Genomic DNA, 14,896 nt, shown 5'->3' on the forward strand with positions numbered 1-14,896 from the left:
TTAAGAATAAAGTATGATGATATTGACGCCGAGTTTGTCGTGGTGACAGGCTCGGCGTTAAACTTGTAACGCGGTCAATCACCAAGGATGGGATATGATTGGGTTCTTTCGAGGCTTTTCTCTTGTTGAGTTGATGATTGTCGTCGCCATTGTGGCGATCCTTGGCACCATCGCTTACCCCTCTTATCAGCAGTACCTGCTGACCAGCCACCGTGTCGATGCCAAAAAGATGCTGTTGGACGCTGCCAACCGGCAGGAAACCTACTTCATGGATTTCAATCAATACACCTCCTCGGCTGCAGACCTCAATCTTTCTGAAAGCTCGGATGCTGGCCATTATCGTCTGGTTTTGTCTGCCGCTGGCAACTCTTTCCGGTTGTCCGCAACAGCATCCGGTGCGCAAGGGGCTGATAGTGACTGCGTGGTGTTTTCAATCGATCAAAATGGTACGAGAAGCGCTCTGGATAGCAGCGACAGTACCAACAACGATTGTTGGGATTGAGTGATGAGACGGCTAACTTGCCTGGCTGGATTCAGTCTGCTGGAAGTAATGATAGCGGCGGTAGTGCTTTCGTTTGGTCTGTTGGGGTTGGTTGCCATGCAGGTACAAGCAAAGTTTTCCAGTTATGAGGCAAGACAGAGAACTATTGCCAGCTGGCTGGCCAATGACATGGTTGAGCGTCTCAAGGTAAACCGTGGGGCATGGGAGCTTCAGGCCAGCAATACCTGGATTGTCAGTGGCGGCACCTCATCCTTGCCATCTTGTGCCAATGAGAATGGCACCATGAGCGGTTGCAGCAATGCCGATTTGCTGGCGCTTGACCTTTATTATTGGCGACAGTCGCTACTGGGTAGTGCGGCATCCGGGGCTGGAACGACCTTGCGCAATCCTATCGGCTGCATTATCAAAGGTGCAAACAATGCGTTGACCGTCTCCATCTTCTGGGCGGGTCGCGAATCGTCCCATGATGGTGCTGCAGCCGGTGCTGTAGCCCCCGCCATTACCGCTTCTTGCGGAATTGCTGGCCTGGATTTGACGAGGCGTCAGTTTGTTCTGACGACCACCCTGTGAACAGTCGCGGTTTTACTTTGGTTGAATGGCTTATCGCCATGGTCATCGGCGTTTTTTTGCTGGGTGGCGTGTTGGCTGTTTTTGTTGCCTCCCGCTCTACTACCAATGAGTCCTTTGATCAGAGCGAGCTGCTCGAGAACGGCCGCATTGCCATGCGTCTCATCACTCAGGATTTACGCTGGGCCGGATTCTGGGGTGACTTCACGGGGGGGGCTTTGACTGTGGGCGATGAGCTGACCTTGTCTTCCGGGGCTACCGTGGCAAATGATTGTCTGGATGAGCGAAATGAAGGGAGCCTTCCCTCCAGCCTCTTCCCGGTGCGCCCACTCTGGGTTGCCCATATCAGCACGGCAGGCACCATGAGCGGTTTTGCCTGTATTTCATCCCCTACTCGCGTGGCCAACACGGATGTCATCAGCATCAAGCGCCTGATTGGAAATCCGGTGACGGGAGGGTTGGATGCCAATCGCTTCTATATGGCTACCAATACTCAACTGGCTCATTTATTCAGAGGTAATGAGACAGCTCCCTCCGAGACAACCATGCCGATGCGTCAGATTTGGGAGTACCAGCACCACGTCTATTATCTCTCTCCTAACGGCAGCGGTGGTTTTGAACTGCGCAAGCGAATGCTCACTGCTGATGGTGGCTCCTGGTTGATATCAGGGGCCTTGGTGGATGGTATTGAGCGGATGGTGCTGCTGTTCGGGGTCGACACCAGCAATGTACCGGATGGTCGTATCGACAAGTTTTCTGCCATAGATGCAGTCACCTCGCAAGAGTGGGGTGAAGGGCGGGTGATAGCAGTCCGTGTGTTTTTGCTGGTGCGCTCGCTGCAGGCATCCAGCCGCTACACCAATAACAATGTCTATCAACTGGGTGATGTCAGCGTGGCCGGCAATGGGGATGGATTTCGCCGCCTGCTTCTGGAAAGCACTGTGGTGCTGCGCAATCCCATGATGATGGCGGGAGGTGGGCAGTGAGGCATTCACGTGGTGTGGCATTGATAGTTGCGCTGGTGATCCTGGCTCCTTTGACACTGATCGCCGTGGTGTTGATGCAATCTGGTGGCATGGATCTGCGTGCCAGTGGGGCGGCTGCAGCGCTACAGCAGGTCGAGCACAGGGTGGAGGGCATCATAGGTGGCGCCATGCAGCAAACAGGGCTCGCCACCCAGATTGCTCAGATGCCTTCTGTTTCGACTGCGACGTCAACAGTGAGTGGCTCTATGGGTAATGCCATCATGCAATATAGAAGTGAAACCGTGTGCAAGCGACGCTTTGACGCAACTAGCAAGAACGTCATACCCGCCTGCCGTTATGTGGAGCTCGAGGCAAGCCAGGTGTACGGGAAGCAGGGACGTCCCATGACCTGGACTGTTGGGGTCGAACAGCCATTGTTAAAGAAGGCTGAATAGGAGCGGCAGCGATGTTACATCATGGAAAACTGTGGTTGATGGCCCTGTGCGCACTGAGTGTGCCTGCTGTCGCCAGTGATGCCTACTCGGATGATACCGAGTTGTTTATCTATGACTTCTCGAAAGCGGGGGATTATCGGCCCAAGGTGCTGATCATCTTCGACAACTCCGGCAGTATGGCGGAAACCATGGAGCTGGAGCGAGAGAAGTACAATCCTGCCACTGTCTATCCATCGTTGAACCGGGATCCGGATACCGGCAACTCGCGTAATTATGTCTATTACTCGACCGACGGTTCGGTGCCAGCCATCAACAGCAATCGACGCTTTCGCGACAGTATCAATGCTTGCGCTTCATCCAAGACCCCTCTTGGTACTGTAGGTTACTTTCAGTCCCAAGTCTGGACCTATGTCTATTCAAGCTATCGCAATGGGGTGCCTCGTCAGGGGGATTGGGAGACCATCTCTGGCGAGAACGAAGATGACATCACCATCGTCGACTGCAAGCAGGATATTCAGAACCGCAATCCAGCCAATCCTTTCAGCGGGACGCTGGAGGTGGGGTCGGTCAGTGACGGTTATCCGGTCGACAAAACCAGCAACACTCGTGGTGAATGGTACTACACCGGTAACGCGAATGACGCCACATCGGGTAGCAACACCAGTGTAACCCTCTACACGGCCAACTATATCCGCTGGTATTACGGGCCGACGGGGTACGCCGTCGAGTCACGTCTGCGCATCGCCAAGGATGCGGTCAAGTCTGTGATCTCCTCCACTCCCGGGGTTGATTTCGGTTTGGCCATTTTCAATACCAACAACAGTACCAGTACCAATGGCGGCAGAGTGGTGCGTCGCATCCTCAGCAATGACTATATGGTCGGCACCATCACAGCCGAGCAGAACTTGCTCAATACAGTGGAGGGCCTGTCTGCCACGACCAATACGCCACTGTGTGAAACCCTCTATGAAGCCTACCGTTTCTACGGGGGGCAACCCGTACTCTATGGCAAACAAGGCGGGACGCGGGACAAGCTCGCCGAAGACCCTGAAGGTACTTACACCTCGCCTTATGACAAATGTTCAAATAACGGCTATGTCATCTATGTTACCGATGGTGCACCAACCAGCGATACGGCTGCTGACAGCGCAGTAAAGGCGTTGACGGACTCGCTAAGCGCAGATGAACGGGCTGCCTACGGCTCGACAGTGGGATATGGTTCTGGCACCTCCAAGAGCTATCTAGCAGCGATGGCCGGTTACATGAAGAACAAGGATGTGAACACTTCATCGCCCGGCAAGCAGACTGTGACCACGTTTACCGTGGGATTTGGTGATGAAGCCATCTCCGGGGCAGGCAATCTGCTGGCAGAGACGGCGAGGCGTGGAGGCGGTCAATACTACCCGGCGGTCAGCGCTGAAGCGCTCACGCAGGCGTTGCGGTCTTCCCTGCTGGCCATTTTGCGGATAAACACCTCTCTGGTGTCTCCGGCGATCACCACCAACAACTTTGACCGGACTCGCAGCCTCAACAATATCTATTACGCCATGTTCGAGCCAGATACCGGGCCGCGCTGGAAGGGCAACTTGAAGAAGCTGACTCTGTCTGGCGATGGGTATGTGGCGGATGTTAACGGCCTGCCCGCCATCAAGGCGGATGGTTCCATTCTGGAGCAGGCTCAGACCTACTGGTCATCGGAGCGGGATGGTAATTCGGTTGCCAAGGGCGGTGTGCAGGCCATGTTGGCCGAGAAGACCAATCGCAACCTTTATGTGATCAATTCAGTTGCATCACCCAAGCGATTGGACACTTTTAACAAAGCCAATCTTGTGTCGATTGCCGGCTCTGCCGACAACCTTGCCAGTTACATGCAGCTGGCCAGTTCCACCGAACTCGACGGCCAGATCGACTGGACCAAAGGGGTCGACGTGGATGATGAGGATTATGATGACAGTACCACCATCCGCCCATACATAGTGGGGGACCCGTTGCACTCCCGTCCATTGGTGGTCAACTATGGCTGTACCATTCCTTCAGGCCAGAGCACCTGTACGCCTGACTTGCGCATCCTGATGGGAACCAATGCCGGTTTCCTGCACATGTTCAAGGACCTCGGCAGTACGGTTGATGAGAGCTGGGCGATGATCCCCTACGAGCTACTGCCCAAACAGGAGGCTCTGCGTCTCAATGCCGAGTCTGCGGATCATCTCTACGGCGTTGATGCTTCTCCGGTGGCGCTGATCAAGGATGCCAATAGCAATGGTGTCCTCAAGGCATCAGAGGGGGATTTTGTCTGGCTGTTCTTTGGTTTGCGTGCTGGCGGCAGTAGTTACTATGCACTCGATATCACCAATCCTGATGCGCCCAGCTTGAAGTGGGTGATCAATAGTCAGACCACTGGCTTCTCGTTGCTCGGCGAAACTTGGTCAGTGCCGGAGGTAGCCTATGTACCTTGGGATGCCTCCCCGAGTAACAAGCGACTGGTGATGGTGTTTTCCGGTGGTTACGACGCCAACAAGAGCAAGGTCGGGATCGGTAGCTCCGACAGCAAGGGGATGGGGCTCTACATGGTCGATGCCGATAGTGGCGCACTGGTATTCAGTGCAACACCGGGAACGGGCTCCAGTACCAACAAGGAGGTGACTGGAATGGTCGACAGTATGCCGGGGCCGGTTTCCACACTCGACAGTGACGGTGACGGGAGAACCGACCGGATTTATGCCGGGGATACGGGCGGTAATATCTGGCGTTTGGATATGCCCTCAACCAGCACCAGCGCCTGGAGCGTTTTCAAGTTCGCCAGCCTGGGGTCTGACGATGTGCAGGCGAATGACCGCCGCTTCTTTACCCAGCCGGTGGTGGTGAGGACCATTAACAAGCAAGTGACCAAGACGGTGATCAGTGGCGAAGACTATTTCTCGTTCAAGGAGAGGCCATTCGATGCCGTGCTGATTGGTTCTGGTGATCGAAACCGTCCATCGTCCGAGTCTACAGTGCAAAACGCCTATTTTATGCTGCGTGACTACGGGGTTGTTGCCAAGAATTACAACACCGGGGCTCCTGCTCCCATCACGATGACGGACTTGTATGATGTATCGGTGGATCCTCTGGCCGGTGTGACGGCGACCAATGACTTGCTCAGTCTGAGAGCGGCCATCACCAGTAAATCGGGTTGGAAGTATTGGCTGGCGGAGTCAGGAGAGAAGTCCATGGGGGCGGGGGTCGTGCTGCAAGGCAAGCTCTATTTCACTTCTTTCTTGCCGCAGGTCCAGTCATTCGAGGAGTGTACTATCCAATCCATTGGTGCCATGCGGCAGTATATGGTCGACATGCATTACGGTACGTCTTTCAAATACGTGGTGGACCAGGACGGTAACGAAACCCCTCAGCGCTATGTGGAGGTAAACAACAAGGTGGCCGACGACCTGGTGATCCATGCGGGTGACGATTCGAAGATCCGGATTATTGGTGGCGCACCGGGTGAAGAGGTCATTCTCAAAGACGAGGGCGAGGGTGTGCCTGAACGCTGTACCGGAGAGGGCGAGTGTTCGGAGGGGGCGGATGAGGCTGAAATGGATATGACGCCCAAGAAAATATACCTGTATGAGGATGAGCCCCAATGAAAAGGATCCTGTGGCTGATGGCCTTGTTGAGCGCAGCCAGTGTTCATGCTGGAGTGGATAGAAAATGCTATGTCGAGCTGGATAATGGTGTCTATGTCGTCATTCAGGGGACGATAACGGATAGCCAGAGGGCTGAAATCGCCTTTAAAAAGAAAGGGTTTGAAATGGATGGGCAGCTTTTAATGGTCAGGAGGGTAGTGGAGTGCCAGCCAACAGAACAGCCATTCAGCCAGGAGGCTGCCAGACAGCAGGAGGCGTCACAGCCCAGATAATGGCTAGGGGCAGATGACGGCGGTATCTGTTTTGCTGCTGCGCCCTGATGCGGCAATGACGAGGTTAATGGTCGGTTCCCCGCTGACGCATATTGAAATGGTCATATTTGTCCCAAGGCTGGTGCCATCAGTGGCGAATAAGACGCGGGTTCTTGTCGAACTGAGAGAGGTATCGGCTGAAAACACGGGGGTTCTGGATAGCTCGGTTTCACCATTATCCAGCCTGGCGTTGCTGTTGCTGTCAGTGAACACCAGCAATTGGCTTGGACTGTTTGTGACACATTGATTGCCGGTGTTGACCAGGCATGCAGTCACGGTCTGTTGATCGCTTATCGCCTGATTGCGAGCAAAACGCAGATGTTTCATGAGGCGCTCACTTTCATAATTGGCGCGGTTATCTTGAAGCAGGTTGCCGAGGGAAGGAATGCCTATGCCGAGCAAAATGACGGCCAGGGCAATAGCAACCATCAGCTCCAGCAAGGTAAATCCGGCTTGTTTCATATGAACTTGGGCCTGTCGTTCCGTGACTATTTACAGCTTATCCCTCCCTGTGGTTGCTGTCACATGCTAACACCCGTCTTGAACTGGCAGATTGCCCCCCTTTTCTTTATCATTCCCCATCATTTTTGATTTTAAGATGCATTGCCATGGCAAAAGCCCTCTCTCTGATGCTTGCCCAGTTGAATCTGACGGTAGGCGCCATCGAAGATAACACTGACAAAGTGCTCGCTGCGGCTGCTCAGGCCGAGCAGCAAGGCGCTGATCTGCTGGTCTGCCCCGAGCTGGCCCTGACCGGCTATCCACCGGAAGATCTGCTGCTGCGTGCCGATCTGATGATACGGGTCGATTCCGCACTGGCTCGTATTGCCGAATGGCAGGGAAACTGTGCCATTTTGGTGGGACATCCCTGGCGTGAAGGAGAGGCTCTCTACAATGCGGCTTCCCTCTATGAGCACGGCAAGCTGATTGCTCGTTACTTCAAGCAGGACTTGCCCAACTACGGTGTGTTTGACGAGAAGCGCTACTTCACCGCTGCCACTGAGACCCGCGTGGTGCCGTTCCGTGGTCACAAGCTGGGGCTGCTCATCTGTGAAGACTTGTGGCAACCGGGCCCGGCGCTGGCCGCCAAGGCAGCGGGAGCCGAGCTGCTGCTCACCATCAATGCCTCGCCCTACGATCAAGAGAAACCCTGGATCCGCCATGAGCTGATGACGACACGCTGTCAGCAGACAGGTTTGCCGCTGGTGTATCTCAATCAGGTGTGTGGCCAGGACGAGCTGATCTTCGACGGTTGTTCCAAGGTGTTCAACGGTCAGGGCGAGCTGACCCACAAGTTGGCCCCCTTCGCCGAAGAGCTAGCGCTAGTGCGCTTTGCCAATGGTGAACCGGTGAAAGAGTGTGAACCGGCTGCCCCGCTCGATCCTTTGGCCGAGACCTATCAGGCGCTGGTGCTGGCGGTGCGTGACTACATCACCAAGAACGGCTTCCAGGGCGCAGTGCTGGGTCTCTCCGGCGGGATCGATTCCGCCTTGACGCTGGCCATCGCGGCCGACGCCATCGGGGCCGACAAGGTGCAGGCAGTGATGATGCCGTTTCGCTACACCGCCCAGATGAGTGTGGAAGATGCCAAGGAGCAGGCCGAGCGAATGGGGGTGGAGTTCAACATCATCTCCATCGAGCCCATGTTCGAAGGCTTTATGACCCAGCTGGCGCCGCTGTTTGAAGGCACCGCCCGCGACACTACCGAAGAGAACCTGCAGGCGCGCTGCCGCGGTGTGCTGCTGATGGCGCTCTCCAACAAGCGTCGCCGCATCGTGTTGACTACCGGCAACAAGAGCGAGATGGCGGTCGGCTACGCCACCCTGTACGGTGACATGGCGGGCGGTTTCGACGTGCTGAAAGATGTGCCCAAGACGCTGGTCTTCAAATTGTGCGAATATCGCAACTTGGTCGATTATGTGATCCCGCAGCGGGTCATCGATCGTCCCCCTTCGGCAGAACTTGCGCCAGACCAAGTGGATCAAGACAGCCTTCCCCCCTATGACATCCTGGATGCCATCCTCAAGCGTTACGTGGAAGAGGATGCGTCGGTCGCCGATCTGGTGGCGGAAGGCTTCGAGGAGGCTGTGGTGCGCAAGGTGATCCGGCTGGTGGATCTCAACGAATACAAGCGCCGTCAGGCCGCCGTCGGGCCCCGTATCACGGCCCGCAACTTTGGTAAGGATCGCCGTTACCCCATTACGTCGGGGTTTGGCAAACAGAACTGGTAAGGAGTCACCATGAAGAAGATTGAAGCCATCATCAAACCGTTCAAGCTGGACGATGTGCGCGAGGCCTTGGCCGAGATCGGCATCAACGGCATGACAGTATCCGAAGTCAAAGGCTTCGGCCGCCAGAAGGGGCACACCGAACTCTATCGTGGCGCCGAATATATGGTCGACTTCCTGCCGAAAGTGAAGGTGGAGCTCGTGGTGCAGGACGAGGATCTCGATGCCTGTCTGGAAGCCATCCAGAACACAGCCCGCACCGGCAAAATTGGTGATGGCAAAATCTTCGTCTGCGAGGTTGAACGGGTCATTCGTATTCGTACCGGCGAAGAGAACGAAGACGCGATTTGATGTGATGCATGTGCCTCGTAACGATCAAGAGAACGAAGATACAAGCCTTCAGATGTCATGGATGCGCCTCTTCGTGGCTGCAGGCCTGTTGATTGGCCTGACAGCCTGCAGTACCCGGCCGCCGGCCCAGCCAGAGAACCTGTGCCAGATCTTTCGGGAAAAACCCGAGTGGCACAAGGCGGCACTCAAGATGAACGAGACGTGGGGCACACCGATCCCGGTGGTGATGGCCATGATGTATCAGGAGTCCTCCTTCGTGCATGACGCCCAGCCGCCGATGGGGTATTTCCTCTTCATCCCGACCGGGCGGGCCAGTTCCGCGTATGGTTATGCCCAGGTGAAAGATGAAACATGGGACGATTACCAGCGGGAAACCGGCAATCGCTGGAGCAGCCGTGACGACTTTGCTGACGCCATCGATTTCATGGGCTGGTACACTAACAAGGCCCAGCGGCTGAACGGCACCTCCAAGTGGGATGCCTATGGCCAGTACCTCAACTATCACGAAGGGTGGGGTGGCTACCGGCGCGGCAGCTACCGCAGCAAGGGGTGGTTGATGAAGACCTCCCGCAAGGTAGAGGCTCGTGCCCAGCGCTACGGCGCCCAGTATCGACAATGCAAGGATCAGCTCTCCAGCGGGGGCTGGTTCTGGTAACCAAATCAGGAGTCAGAAATGCCGTTATTGGACAGTTTTACCGTTGACCACACCCGCATGGAAGCGCCCGCGGTACGCGTGGCCAAGACCATGCAGACCCCGAACAAGGACACCATTACCGTGTTCGATCTGCGTTTCTGCGTGCCGAACCAGGAGATCCTCTCCGAGCGCGGTATCCATACTCTGGAGCACCTGTTCGCCGGTTTTATGCGGGATCACCTGAACGGCAACGGCGTGGAGATCATCGACATCTCCCCCATGGGTTGCCGTACCGGCTTCTATATGAGCCTGATCGGCGCACCGGACGAAGCTCGTGTCGGCGCAGCCTGGCAGGCCGCCATGAGCGACGTACTGACTGTGCAGGATCAGGCCAAGATACCAGAGCTGAATGAGTATCAGTGCGGCACCTACAGCATGCACTCGCTGGAAGAGGCGCACGCCATTGCCCGTCATGTGCTGGAGCGCGGCATCGGCGTCAACCACAACGACGAGCTGGCCCTGCCGGAAGAGAAGTTGAAAAGCCTCTGAAGCTGGTGTTGCAACGATGAAAAAGGCCGGTCATTGACCGGCCTTTTTGTTGCCAGGAAGGATCAGGAGGGCAGTGGCATCACGCGGTTTCGGCCCAGCTCCTTGGCCTTGTAGAGCAGCTTGTCGGTACGTTCGATCAGGGCATCGCCCGTCTCCTGGCCATTGTACTCGCCTACCCCGAACGAGGCCGTGATATGGTCGATGCGGCGGCCGGACTTGCGATCCAGAATGGACATTTTCTCGATGGCCCGGCGCAGGCTCTCGGCCATTTGGCGGCTCAGGGCCAGGCTACGCATGGGTACCAGCAGGGCAAACTCCTCGCCACCGAGCCGGTAGGCGGTGACGCCCTCCTTGCAGGTTTCCCGCAGTCGCTTGCTGAAGGCGCGCAATACCTGATCTCCCAGCAGGTGGCCATATTCGTCGTTGAAGTTCTTGAAGCGGTCTATGTCTGACAAAATGAGCGAGAAGGGCCGTTTGCTGCGGATCAGGCCGTCTATCTCCAGATCGAAGGCGCGCCGATTGAGCAGTGAGGTGAGGGCATCCTCGTTGGCCAGCTTGCGAGTCTCATTCAGTGTCTCACGCAGCTCCTTGATCTCCTTCTCGGCGTTACTGAGCTGATTGCGAAAATGCATGGTCGACATGCGAATATCTCGCGACTCGCGTACCAGATCCCGCAAGATACCCATGGTATCCTCCAGGCTAAGCCCCTCATCGTCGATGAGGCTTAGTCGATCGAAGCTCTTGTCGAGTATCTCCTGGAACATGCCGGTGTCGGAGATGGCGTCCTGCATGGTATGGCCGAGCTCGTTGGCCATGGCGGCCAGACTGAGTTTCATCGCTTCCATCTGCTGCTCGTCCTGGGCGGCGAGATGCTGGTGATAGAGCCGTTCACAGGTGATGAGAGAGCAGGTGCCCTGTAGCTTGATGGCCTGTTCGATAGCCTGATTGAGCTCGGGCATGCTGGCGGCCACATAGTTATACCAAAGGGTGTAATTATCCGGTGTCGTGGGAATTTGATACTTGATCATCAGGGGAACCGCCTGCTTCAGATAGGCGGCAGATTGGGCAAACGAGTCCTTGCTCATGAGTTCCGTGTCTCATCATGACTGCAAACTTTGCATAGTATGACAGAGAGATTGGCCAAAAGGCAGCCGATGGATGCCATTAGCTCCCCCCTTCGATATAATGTCTGCGTTATTACCTACCCTAAGGCCTGCTTATGTCTCAAAAAGATCCTTTCCTCCAACGCGAGGCCGAAAAATACGAAAACCCCATCGCCAGTCGCGAGATGCTGCTGGAGCTCATCAAGGGCCATGAAAAACCCATGTCCCGGGAAGAGCTGGCCAAGGCACTCAAGCTGACCGACGAAGAGCCGTTGGAAGCATTGCGCCGTCGTCTGCGCGCCATGGAGCGTGATGGGCAACTGGTATTCACTCGCAACCAATGTTATGCCCTGCCGGATCGTCTGAATCTGGTGAAGGGGTATGTACTCGGCCACAAAGATGGTTTCGGTTTTCTGCGCCCGGAAGGTGGTGGACCGGATCTCTATTTGAACAACCGCGAGATGCAGCGCCTGATGCATGGCGACTACGTGCTGGTGCAGCCGACCGAGATTGACCGCAAGGGTCGTCAGGAAGCGCGTCTGGTACGTCTGCTCAAGTCCCGCGAGGCGGATATCGTCGGCCGTTACTTCGTCGAGAATGGCGTCGGTTTCGTGGTGCCGGATGACAGCCGCATCGGCCAGGACATCATCATCCCCGAAGGGGAAAACAAGGGCGCCCGCCAGAGCCAGGTGGTGGTTGTGCGCATCAATCAGCGTGCCACCTCCCGCATCAACGCGGTCGGTACCGTGCTGGACGTGCTGGGCGAGAACATGGCGCCAGGCATGGAGATCGAGATCGCCCTGCGTACCCACGGCATTCCACATACCTGGCCGGAAGAGGTGACCAAGGAGGTTGCCGGTCTGGGCGAACAGGTACCAGAGAAGGCCAAAGAGGGTCGTATCGACCTGCGCGCCCTGCCGTTGGTCACCATAGACGGCGAAGATGCCCGCGACTTCGATGACGCTGTCTTCTGTGAAGCCAAGCGCGGTGGCGGCTGGCGCCTGTGGGTGGCCATCGCGGATGTCTCCTCCTATGTGAAGCCCGGCACAGCGCTGGATGCCGAAGCGTATCAACGCGGCAACTCTGTCTACTTCCCCGAGTTCGTGGTGCCCATGCTGCCGGAGGTGCTCTCCAACGGTCTCTGCTCCCTGAACCCTCAGGTCGACCGCCTGTGCATGGTGTGCGAGATGACCATCTCCGCCGCCGGCCGCATGTCCGGTTACAAGTTCTACGAAGCTGTGATGAACTCCCACGCGCGCATGACCTACAGCAAGGTGGCGGCGATCCTGGATGGCGAGCCCAAGCTGCGTCAGCAGTACGAGCCGCTGGTGGGCCATATCGAGGAGCTCAACAACCTCTACAAGGCGCTCAAGCACGCCCGTCACCAGCGTGGCGCCGTGGAGTTCGAGAGCGAAGAGACCCGTTTCATCTTCAACGCCCAGCGCAAGATTGACCAGATAGTGCCGCTGGTGCGCAACGATGCCCACAAGATCATCGAAGAGTGCATGATCCAGGCGAACGTGGCCGCGGCCCGTTATATCGAGAAGAACGAAGCCTTTGCCCTGTTCCGGGTGCATGACCGTCCGGGCGAAGAGCGCCTGACCGGTTTCCGTGATTTCCTGGCCGAACTGGGTCTGGAGCTTAAGGGGGGCCTTGAACCCGAGCCGAAAGACTTTGCCGAGCTGGCCGCCAAGTTTGAAGGGCGCCCCGATGCGGAGCTGCTCTCTACCATGCTGCTGCGTTCCATGCGTCAGGCGGTTTATCAGGCCGACAATATCGGCCACTTCGGTCTGGCATTGAAGTCCTACGCCCACTTCACCTCGCCGATCCGTCGTTACCCCGACCTTATCCTGCACCGCGCCATCAAGTACCAGACGGCCAAGGAGCAGCAGGGCAACCTGCGCCACAAGTGGACCCCGAGCGGTGGTTATCACTACCAGCTGGAAGAAGTGGACCCGATGGGCGAGCACTGCTCCATGACAGAGCGCCGTGCCGACGATGCGACCCGCGACGTGGCCGACTGGCTCAAGTGCGAGTACATGCTGGATCACGTGGGTGACGAGTTCGACGGCGTCATCGCCAGCGTCACCGGCTTTGGTTTCTTCGTCCGTCTGGCGGAGATCCACATCGACGGTCTGGTGCACGTCAGCACCCTCACCAACGACTACTACCAGTTTGATCCCCTGCACATGCAGCTGATTGGCGAGAACTTCCGCCGTCGCTACCGTCTGGGTGACAAGGTGCGGGTCAAGGTGATGGGCGTGAATCTGGACGATCGCAAGATCGACTTCGTGATGGTGGAAGCGCCACTCACCGGCAAGGATGGCAAAGAGGTGGTGCGCAAGCCTGCCAAGGGGGGCCTGCGTCACGATAAACGCAAAGAGGGCAAGGAGACCGGCAAATCCGACAAGGGTGGCCGCGCCAAGCCCAGCAACAGACGACCGAGCAAAAAGGCTCGTGACAAGGCCAAGGGTTAAGCCCTCGACCCATGGCCTGGGTCCAGCGACCTGGGCTGAGGTCGTAAGGGGCTGATGGCCCCGGGGTATCTTCGCCAGCGCCCGGGTTATCACTGCAAAAGCCTGCGACTCTTGAGATGAAAAAATCCGAACCCTGTTACCGGGGTTCGGATTTTTTATGGTCAGCGAAGTGGGGGAGAGGCTTAGCCCTTCGGCGGAGTTCGGCCAAGCTCCGTGTCTATGGCTAGGGGCACAATTCCTTCGCGATTGCCATTCTATAGGTTGCTACGCTGCACTTAAAAAGGTGGGTGTCCTATTTTTCCGCCGCCCCATCACTCAATAGCGCCGCATCTGTCAGCAGATCTTGCTGTCATGATAATCTGGTACGCCCTACGTCATTCAAATTTTGTCTCGCCTGTAGCTCATGGCACAATGCCCGCTTAGTTTTTTGGTGTGAGGGAAACATGACTCCGGCTCAGATGAAGCAATACGGTAAGGGATTGGGCCTGTGGCAAGACAAGACGTTGGCCACTGGTGAGCCGATCCAGTACACGAAAAAGGATAACGGTGGCTTCGTGCAACTGATTAAGAAAGCCGAAGGCAAATGGATTGAATCGGACAACGAGTGTAAGAAGCCGTTCAATCCGATAGAAAATGGCGTATTTGTCTGGACAGAGATTAAAGGTGCTGGACATGCTTTTCTTTCTGTCCATGAAAGCAATAGCCCATTCGTTTACACCTATGGCCGCTTTGGTCGTGTTGGGAATCCTCGCGGTGCTGTTGGGGATGGCATCCTGAATTTCTTCAAATATGAAGATGCCAGAGAATATTACCGTGATGAACTTTATAGCAAATCAGCCAGGGTTTTTATGATTACTGATGCTGACCCTGCTATTGCTAGAAAATATTTTGAACGTCTTTGGTCTAATGGGGTGCCAGCAGTACCTACTCCTGATATGGGGTCTATGACGAAGAAAAATGGGCATACCATAGATAGATATGATGTGACAGGAAAGAACTGCACAACCTGACTCTTATACACAAATATTGTGAACTGATTGGCACTTTTCCCGATTTCCAGGATCTGATCTCCTATGTGACTCCCGAACATGGTAACGATCATGCTAACTTTTGCTCTTCATCGTGCGGCCG

Annotated in this window: 14 protein-coding genes; 12 read left to right on the forward strand and 2 right to left on the reverse strand. The window is 56.1% G+C overall.

Annotation, left to right across the window (positions count from 1 at the left end):
• The first annotated feature begins 94 nt into the window (after positions 1 to 94).
• Genes tppA through tapY2 form a run of 6 tightly spaced genes read left to right on the forward strand, consistent with a single transcriptional unit; the run spans position 95 to position 6,384 of the window.
• Positions 95 to 502, forward strand: coding sequence for a type IVa pilus pseudopilin TppA (tppA, locus tag GWQ22_RS04185; RefSeq protein ID WP_219615116.1), 408 nt, complete (start codon positions 95 to 97; stop codon positions 500 to 502).
• Between the two features lie 3 nt (positions 503 to 505).
• Complete coding sequence (tppB, locus tag GWQ22_RS04190; protein ID WP_275929537.1) at positions 506 to 1,072, forward strand: type IVa pilus pseudopilin TppB; 567 nt, start codon at positions 506 to 508, stop codon at positions 1,070 to 1,072.
• Positions 1,069 to 2,055: a type IVa pilus pseudopilin TppC gene (tppC, locus tag GWQ22_RS04195; RefSeq protein WP_219615118.1), complete on the forward strand. Its 987-nt coding sequence runs from the start codon at positions 1,069 to 1,071 to the stop codon at positions 2,053 to 2,055. Before tppB ends, tppC begins: the two co-directional genes overlap by 4 nt.
• Positions 2,052 to 2,489: a type IVa pilus pseudopilin TppD gene (tppD, locus tag GWQ22_RS04200; RefSeq protein WP_275929538.1), complete on the forward strand. Its 438-nt coding sequence runs from the start codon at positions 2,052 to 2,054 to the stop codon at positions 2,487 to 2,489. Before tppC ends, tppD begins: the two co-directional genes overlap by 4 nt.
• Before the next feature lie 11 nt (positions 2,490 to 2,500).
• A complete protein-coding gene (locus tag GWQ22_RS04205) occupies positions 2,501 to 6,112 on the forward strand; it encodes a PilC/PilY family type IV pilus protein (protein ID WP_275929539.1) in 3,612 nt (1,203 codons plus the stop codon).
• Positions 6,109 to 6,384: a type IVa secretion system protein TapY2 gene (tapY2, locus tag GWQ22_RS04210; RefSeq protein WP_265461900.1), complete on the forward strand. Its 276-nt coding sequence runs from the start codon at positions 6,109 to 6,111 to the stop codon at positions 6,382 to 6,384. The genes GWQ22_RS04205 and tapY2 overlap by 4 nt, the downstream gene beginning before the upstream one ends.
• A 3-nt stretch (positions 6,385 to 6,387) precedes the next feature.
• Here the strand turns inward: tapY2 and tppE are convergent, their stop codons facing one another.
• Positions 6,388 to 6,885 carry a type IVa pilus pseudopilin TppE gene (gene tppE / locus GWQ22_RS04215; protein WP_275929540.1) on the reverse strand — a complete coding sequence of 166 codons (498 nt, stop codon included), beginning with the start codon at positions 6,883 to 6,885 and terminating at the stop codon, positions 6,388 to 6,390.
• A 146-nt stretch (positions 6,886 to 7,031) separates the two neighbouring features.
• Here tppE and GWQ22_RS04220 point away from each other — a divergent pair, with 146 nt between their 5' ends.
• The 4 genes from GWQ22_RS04220 to luxS all read left to right on the forward strand — a co-directional run bounded on the left by GWQ22_RS04220 (position 7,032) and on the right by luxS (position 10,185).
• A complete protein-coding gene (locus GWQ22_RS04220; RefSeq protein WP_275929541.1) occupies positions 7,032 to 8,654 on the forward strand; it encodes an NAD+ synthase in 1,623 nt (540 codons plus the stop codon).
• Positions 8,655 to 8,663: 9 nt separating this feature from the next.
• The gene (glnB, locus tag GWQ22_RS04225) at positions 8,664 to 9,002 is read left to right on the forward strand and encodes a nitrogen regulatory protein P-II (RefSeq protein ID WP_005308848.1); all 339 of its coding nucleotides are present in this window, start codon (positions 8,664 to 8,666) and stop codon (positions 9,000 to 9,002) included.
• 61 nt (positions 9,003 to 9,063) lie between these two features.
• A complete protein-coding gene (locus GWQ22_RS04230; RefSeq protein ID WP_275929549.1) occupies positions 9,064 to 9,657 on the forward strand; it encodes a hypothetical protein in 594 nt (197 codons plus the stop codon).
• A gap of 18 nt (positions 9,658 to 9,675) precedes the next feature.
• Positions 9,676 to 10,185 (forward strand): S-ribosylhomocysteine lyase, encoded by a 510-nt coding sequence (gene luxS / locus GWQ22_RS04235; RefSeq protein ID WP_005340462.1) that lies wholly within the window; start codon positions 9,676 to 9,678, stop codon positions 10,183 to 10,185.
• 62 nt (positions 10,186 to 10,247) lie between these two features.
• Here the strand turns inward: luxS and GWQ22_RS04240 are convergent, their stop codons facing one another.
• The gene (locus tag GWQ22_RS04240; protein ID WP_275929542.1) at positions 10,248 to 11,270 is read right to left on the reverse strand and encodes a GGDEF domain-containing protein; all 1,023 of its coding nucleotides are present in this window, start codon (positions 11,268 to 11,270) and stop codon (positions 10,248 to 10,250) included.
• A 134-nt stretch (positions 11,271 to 11,404) separates the two neighbouring features.
• Between GWQ22_RS04240 and rnr the strand changes: the two genes are divergently transcribed.
• Both rnr and GWQ22_RS04250 read left to right on the forward strand, forming a co-directional pair.
• Positions 11,405 to 13,765 (forward strand): ribonuclease R, encoded by a 2,361-nt coding sequence (gene rnr / locus GWQ22_RS04245; protein ID WP_042038847.1) that lies wholly within the window; start codon positions 11,405 to 11,407, stop codon positions 13,763 to 13,765.
• Between the two features lie 443 nt (positions 13,766 to 14,208).
• Entirely contained in the window at positions 14,209 to 14,775 is a 567-nt protein-coding gene (locus GWQ22_RS04250) for a hypothetical protein (protein WP_275929543.1), read from the forward strand.
• The last annotated feature ends 121 nt before the right edge of the window (positions 14,776 to 14,896 follow it).

This window comes from Aeromonas sp. 1HA1 (genome assembly GCF_029237385.1).
GTDB classification, from domain to species: Bacteria; Pseudomonadota; Gammaproteobacteria; order Enterobacterales; family Aeromonadaceae; genus Aeromonas; species Aeromonas popoffii.

What these genes read in the sequence shown, in the direction of transcription:
- GWQ22_RS04250 (WP_275929543.1), top strand. Translation starts at nt 14,209, where the DNA reads ATGACTCCGGCTCAGATGAAGCAATACGGTAAGGGATTGGGCCTGTGG.
- rnr (WP_042038847.1), top strand. Translation starts at nt 11,405, where the DNA reads ATGTCTCAAAAAGATCCTTTCCTCCAACGCGAGGCCGAAAAATACGAA.
- tppB (WP_275929537.1), top strand. Translation starts at nt 506, where the DNA reads ATGAGACGGCTAACTTGCCTGGCTGGATTCAGTCTGCTGGAAGTAATG.
- luxS (WP_005340462.1), top strand. Translation starts at nt 9,676, where the DNA reads ATGCCGTTATTGGACAGTTTTACCGTTGACCACACCCGCATGGAAGCG.
- tppA (WP_219615116.1), top strand. Translation starts at nt 95, where the DNA reads ATGATTGGGTTCTTTCGAGGCTTTTCTCTTGTTGAGTTGATGATTGTC.
- GWQ22_RS04220 (WP_275929541.1), top strand. Translation starts at nt 7,032, where the DNA reads ATGGCAAAAGCCCTCTCTCTGATGCTTGCCCAGTTGAATCTGACGGTA.
- GWQ22_RS04240 (WP_275929542.1), bottom strand. Translation starts at nt 11,270, where the DNA reads ATGAGCAAGGACTCGTTTGCCCAATCTGCCGCCTATCTGAAGCAGGCG.
- tapY2 (WP_265461900.1), top strand. Translation starts at nt 6,109, where the DNA reads ATGAAAAGGATCCTGTGGCTGATGGCCTTGTTGAGCGCAGCCAGTGTT.
- GWQ22_RS04205 (WP_275929539.1), top strand. Translation starts at nt 2,501, where the DNA reads ATGTTACATCATGGAAAACTGTGGTTGATGGCCCTGTGCGCACTGAGT.
- GWQ22_RS04230 (WP_275929549.1), top strand. Translation starts at nt 9,064, where the DNA reads ATGCGCCTCTTCGTGGCTGCAGGCCTGTTGATTGGCCTGACAGCCTGC.
- glnB (WP_005308848.1), top strand. Translation starts at nt 8,664, where the DNA reads ATGAAGAAGATTGAAGCCATCATCAAACCGTTCAAGCTGGACGATGTG.
- tppE (WP_275929540.1), bottom strand. Translation starts at nt 6,885, where the DNA reads ATGAAACAAGCCGGATTTACCTTGCTGGAGCTGATGGTTGCTATTGCC.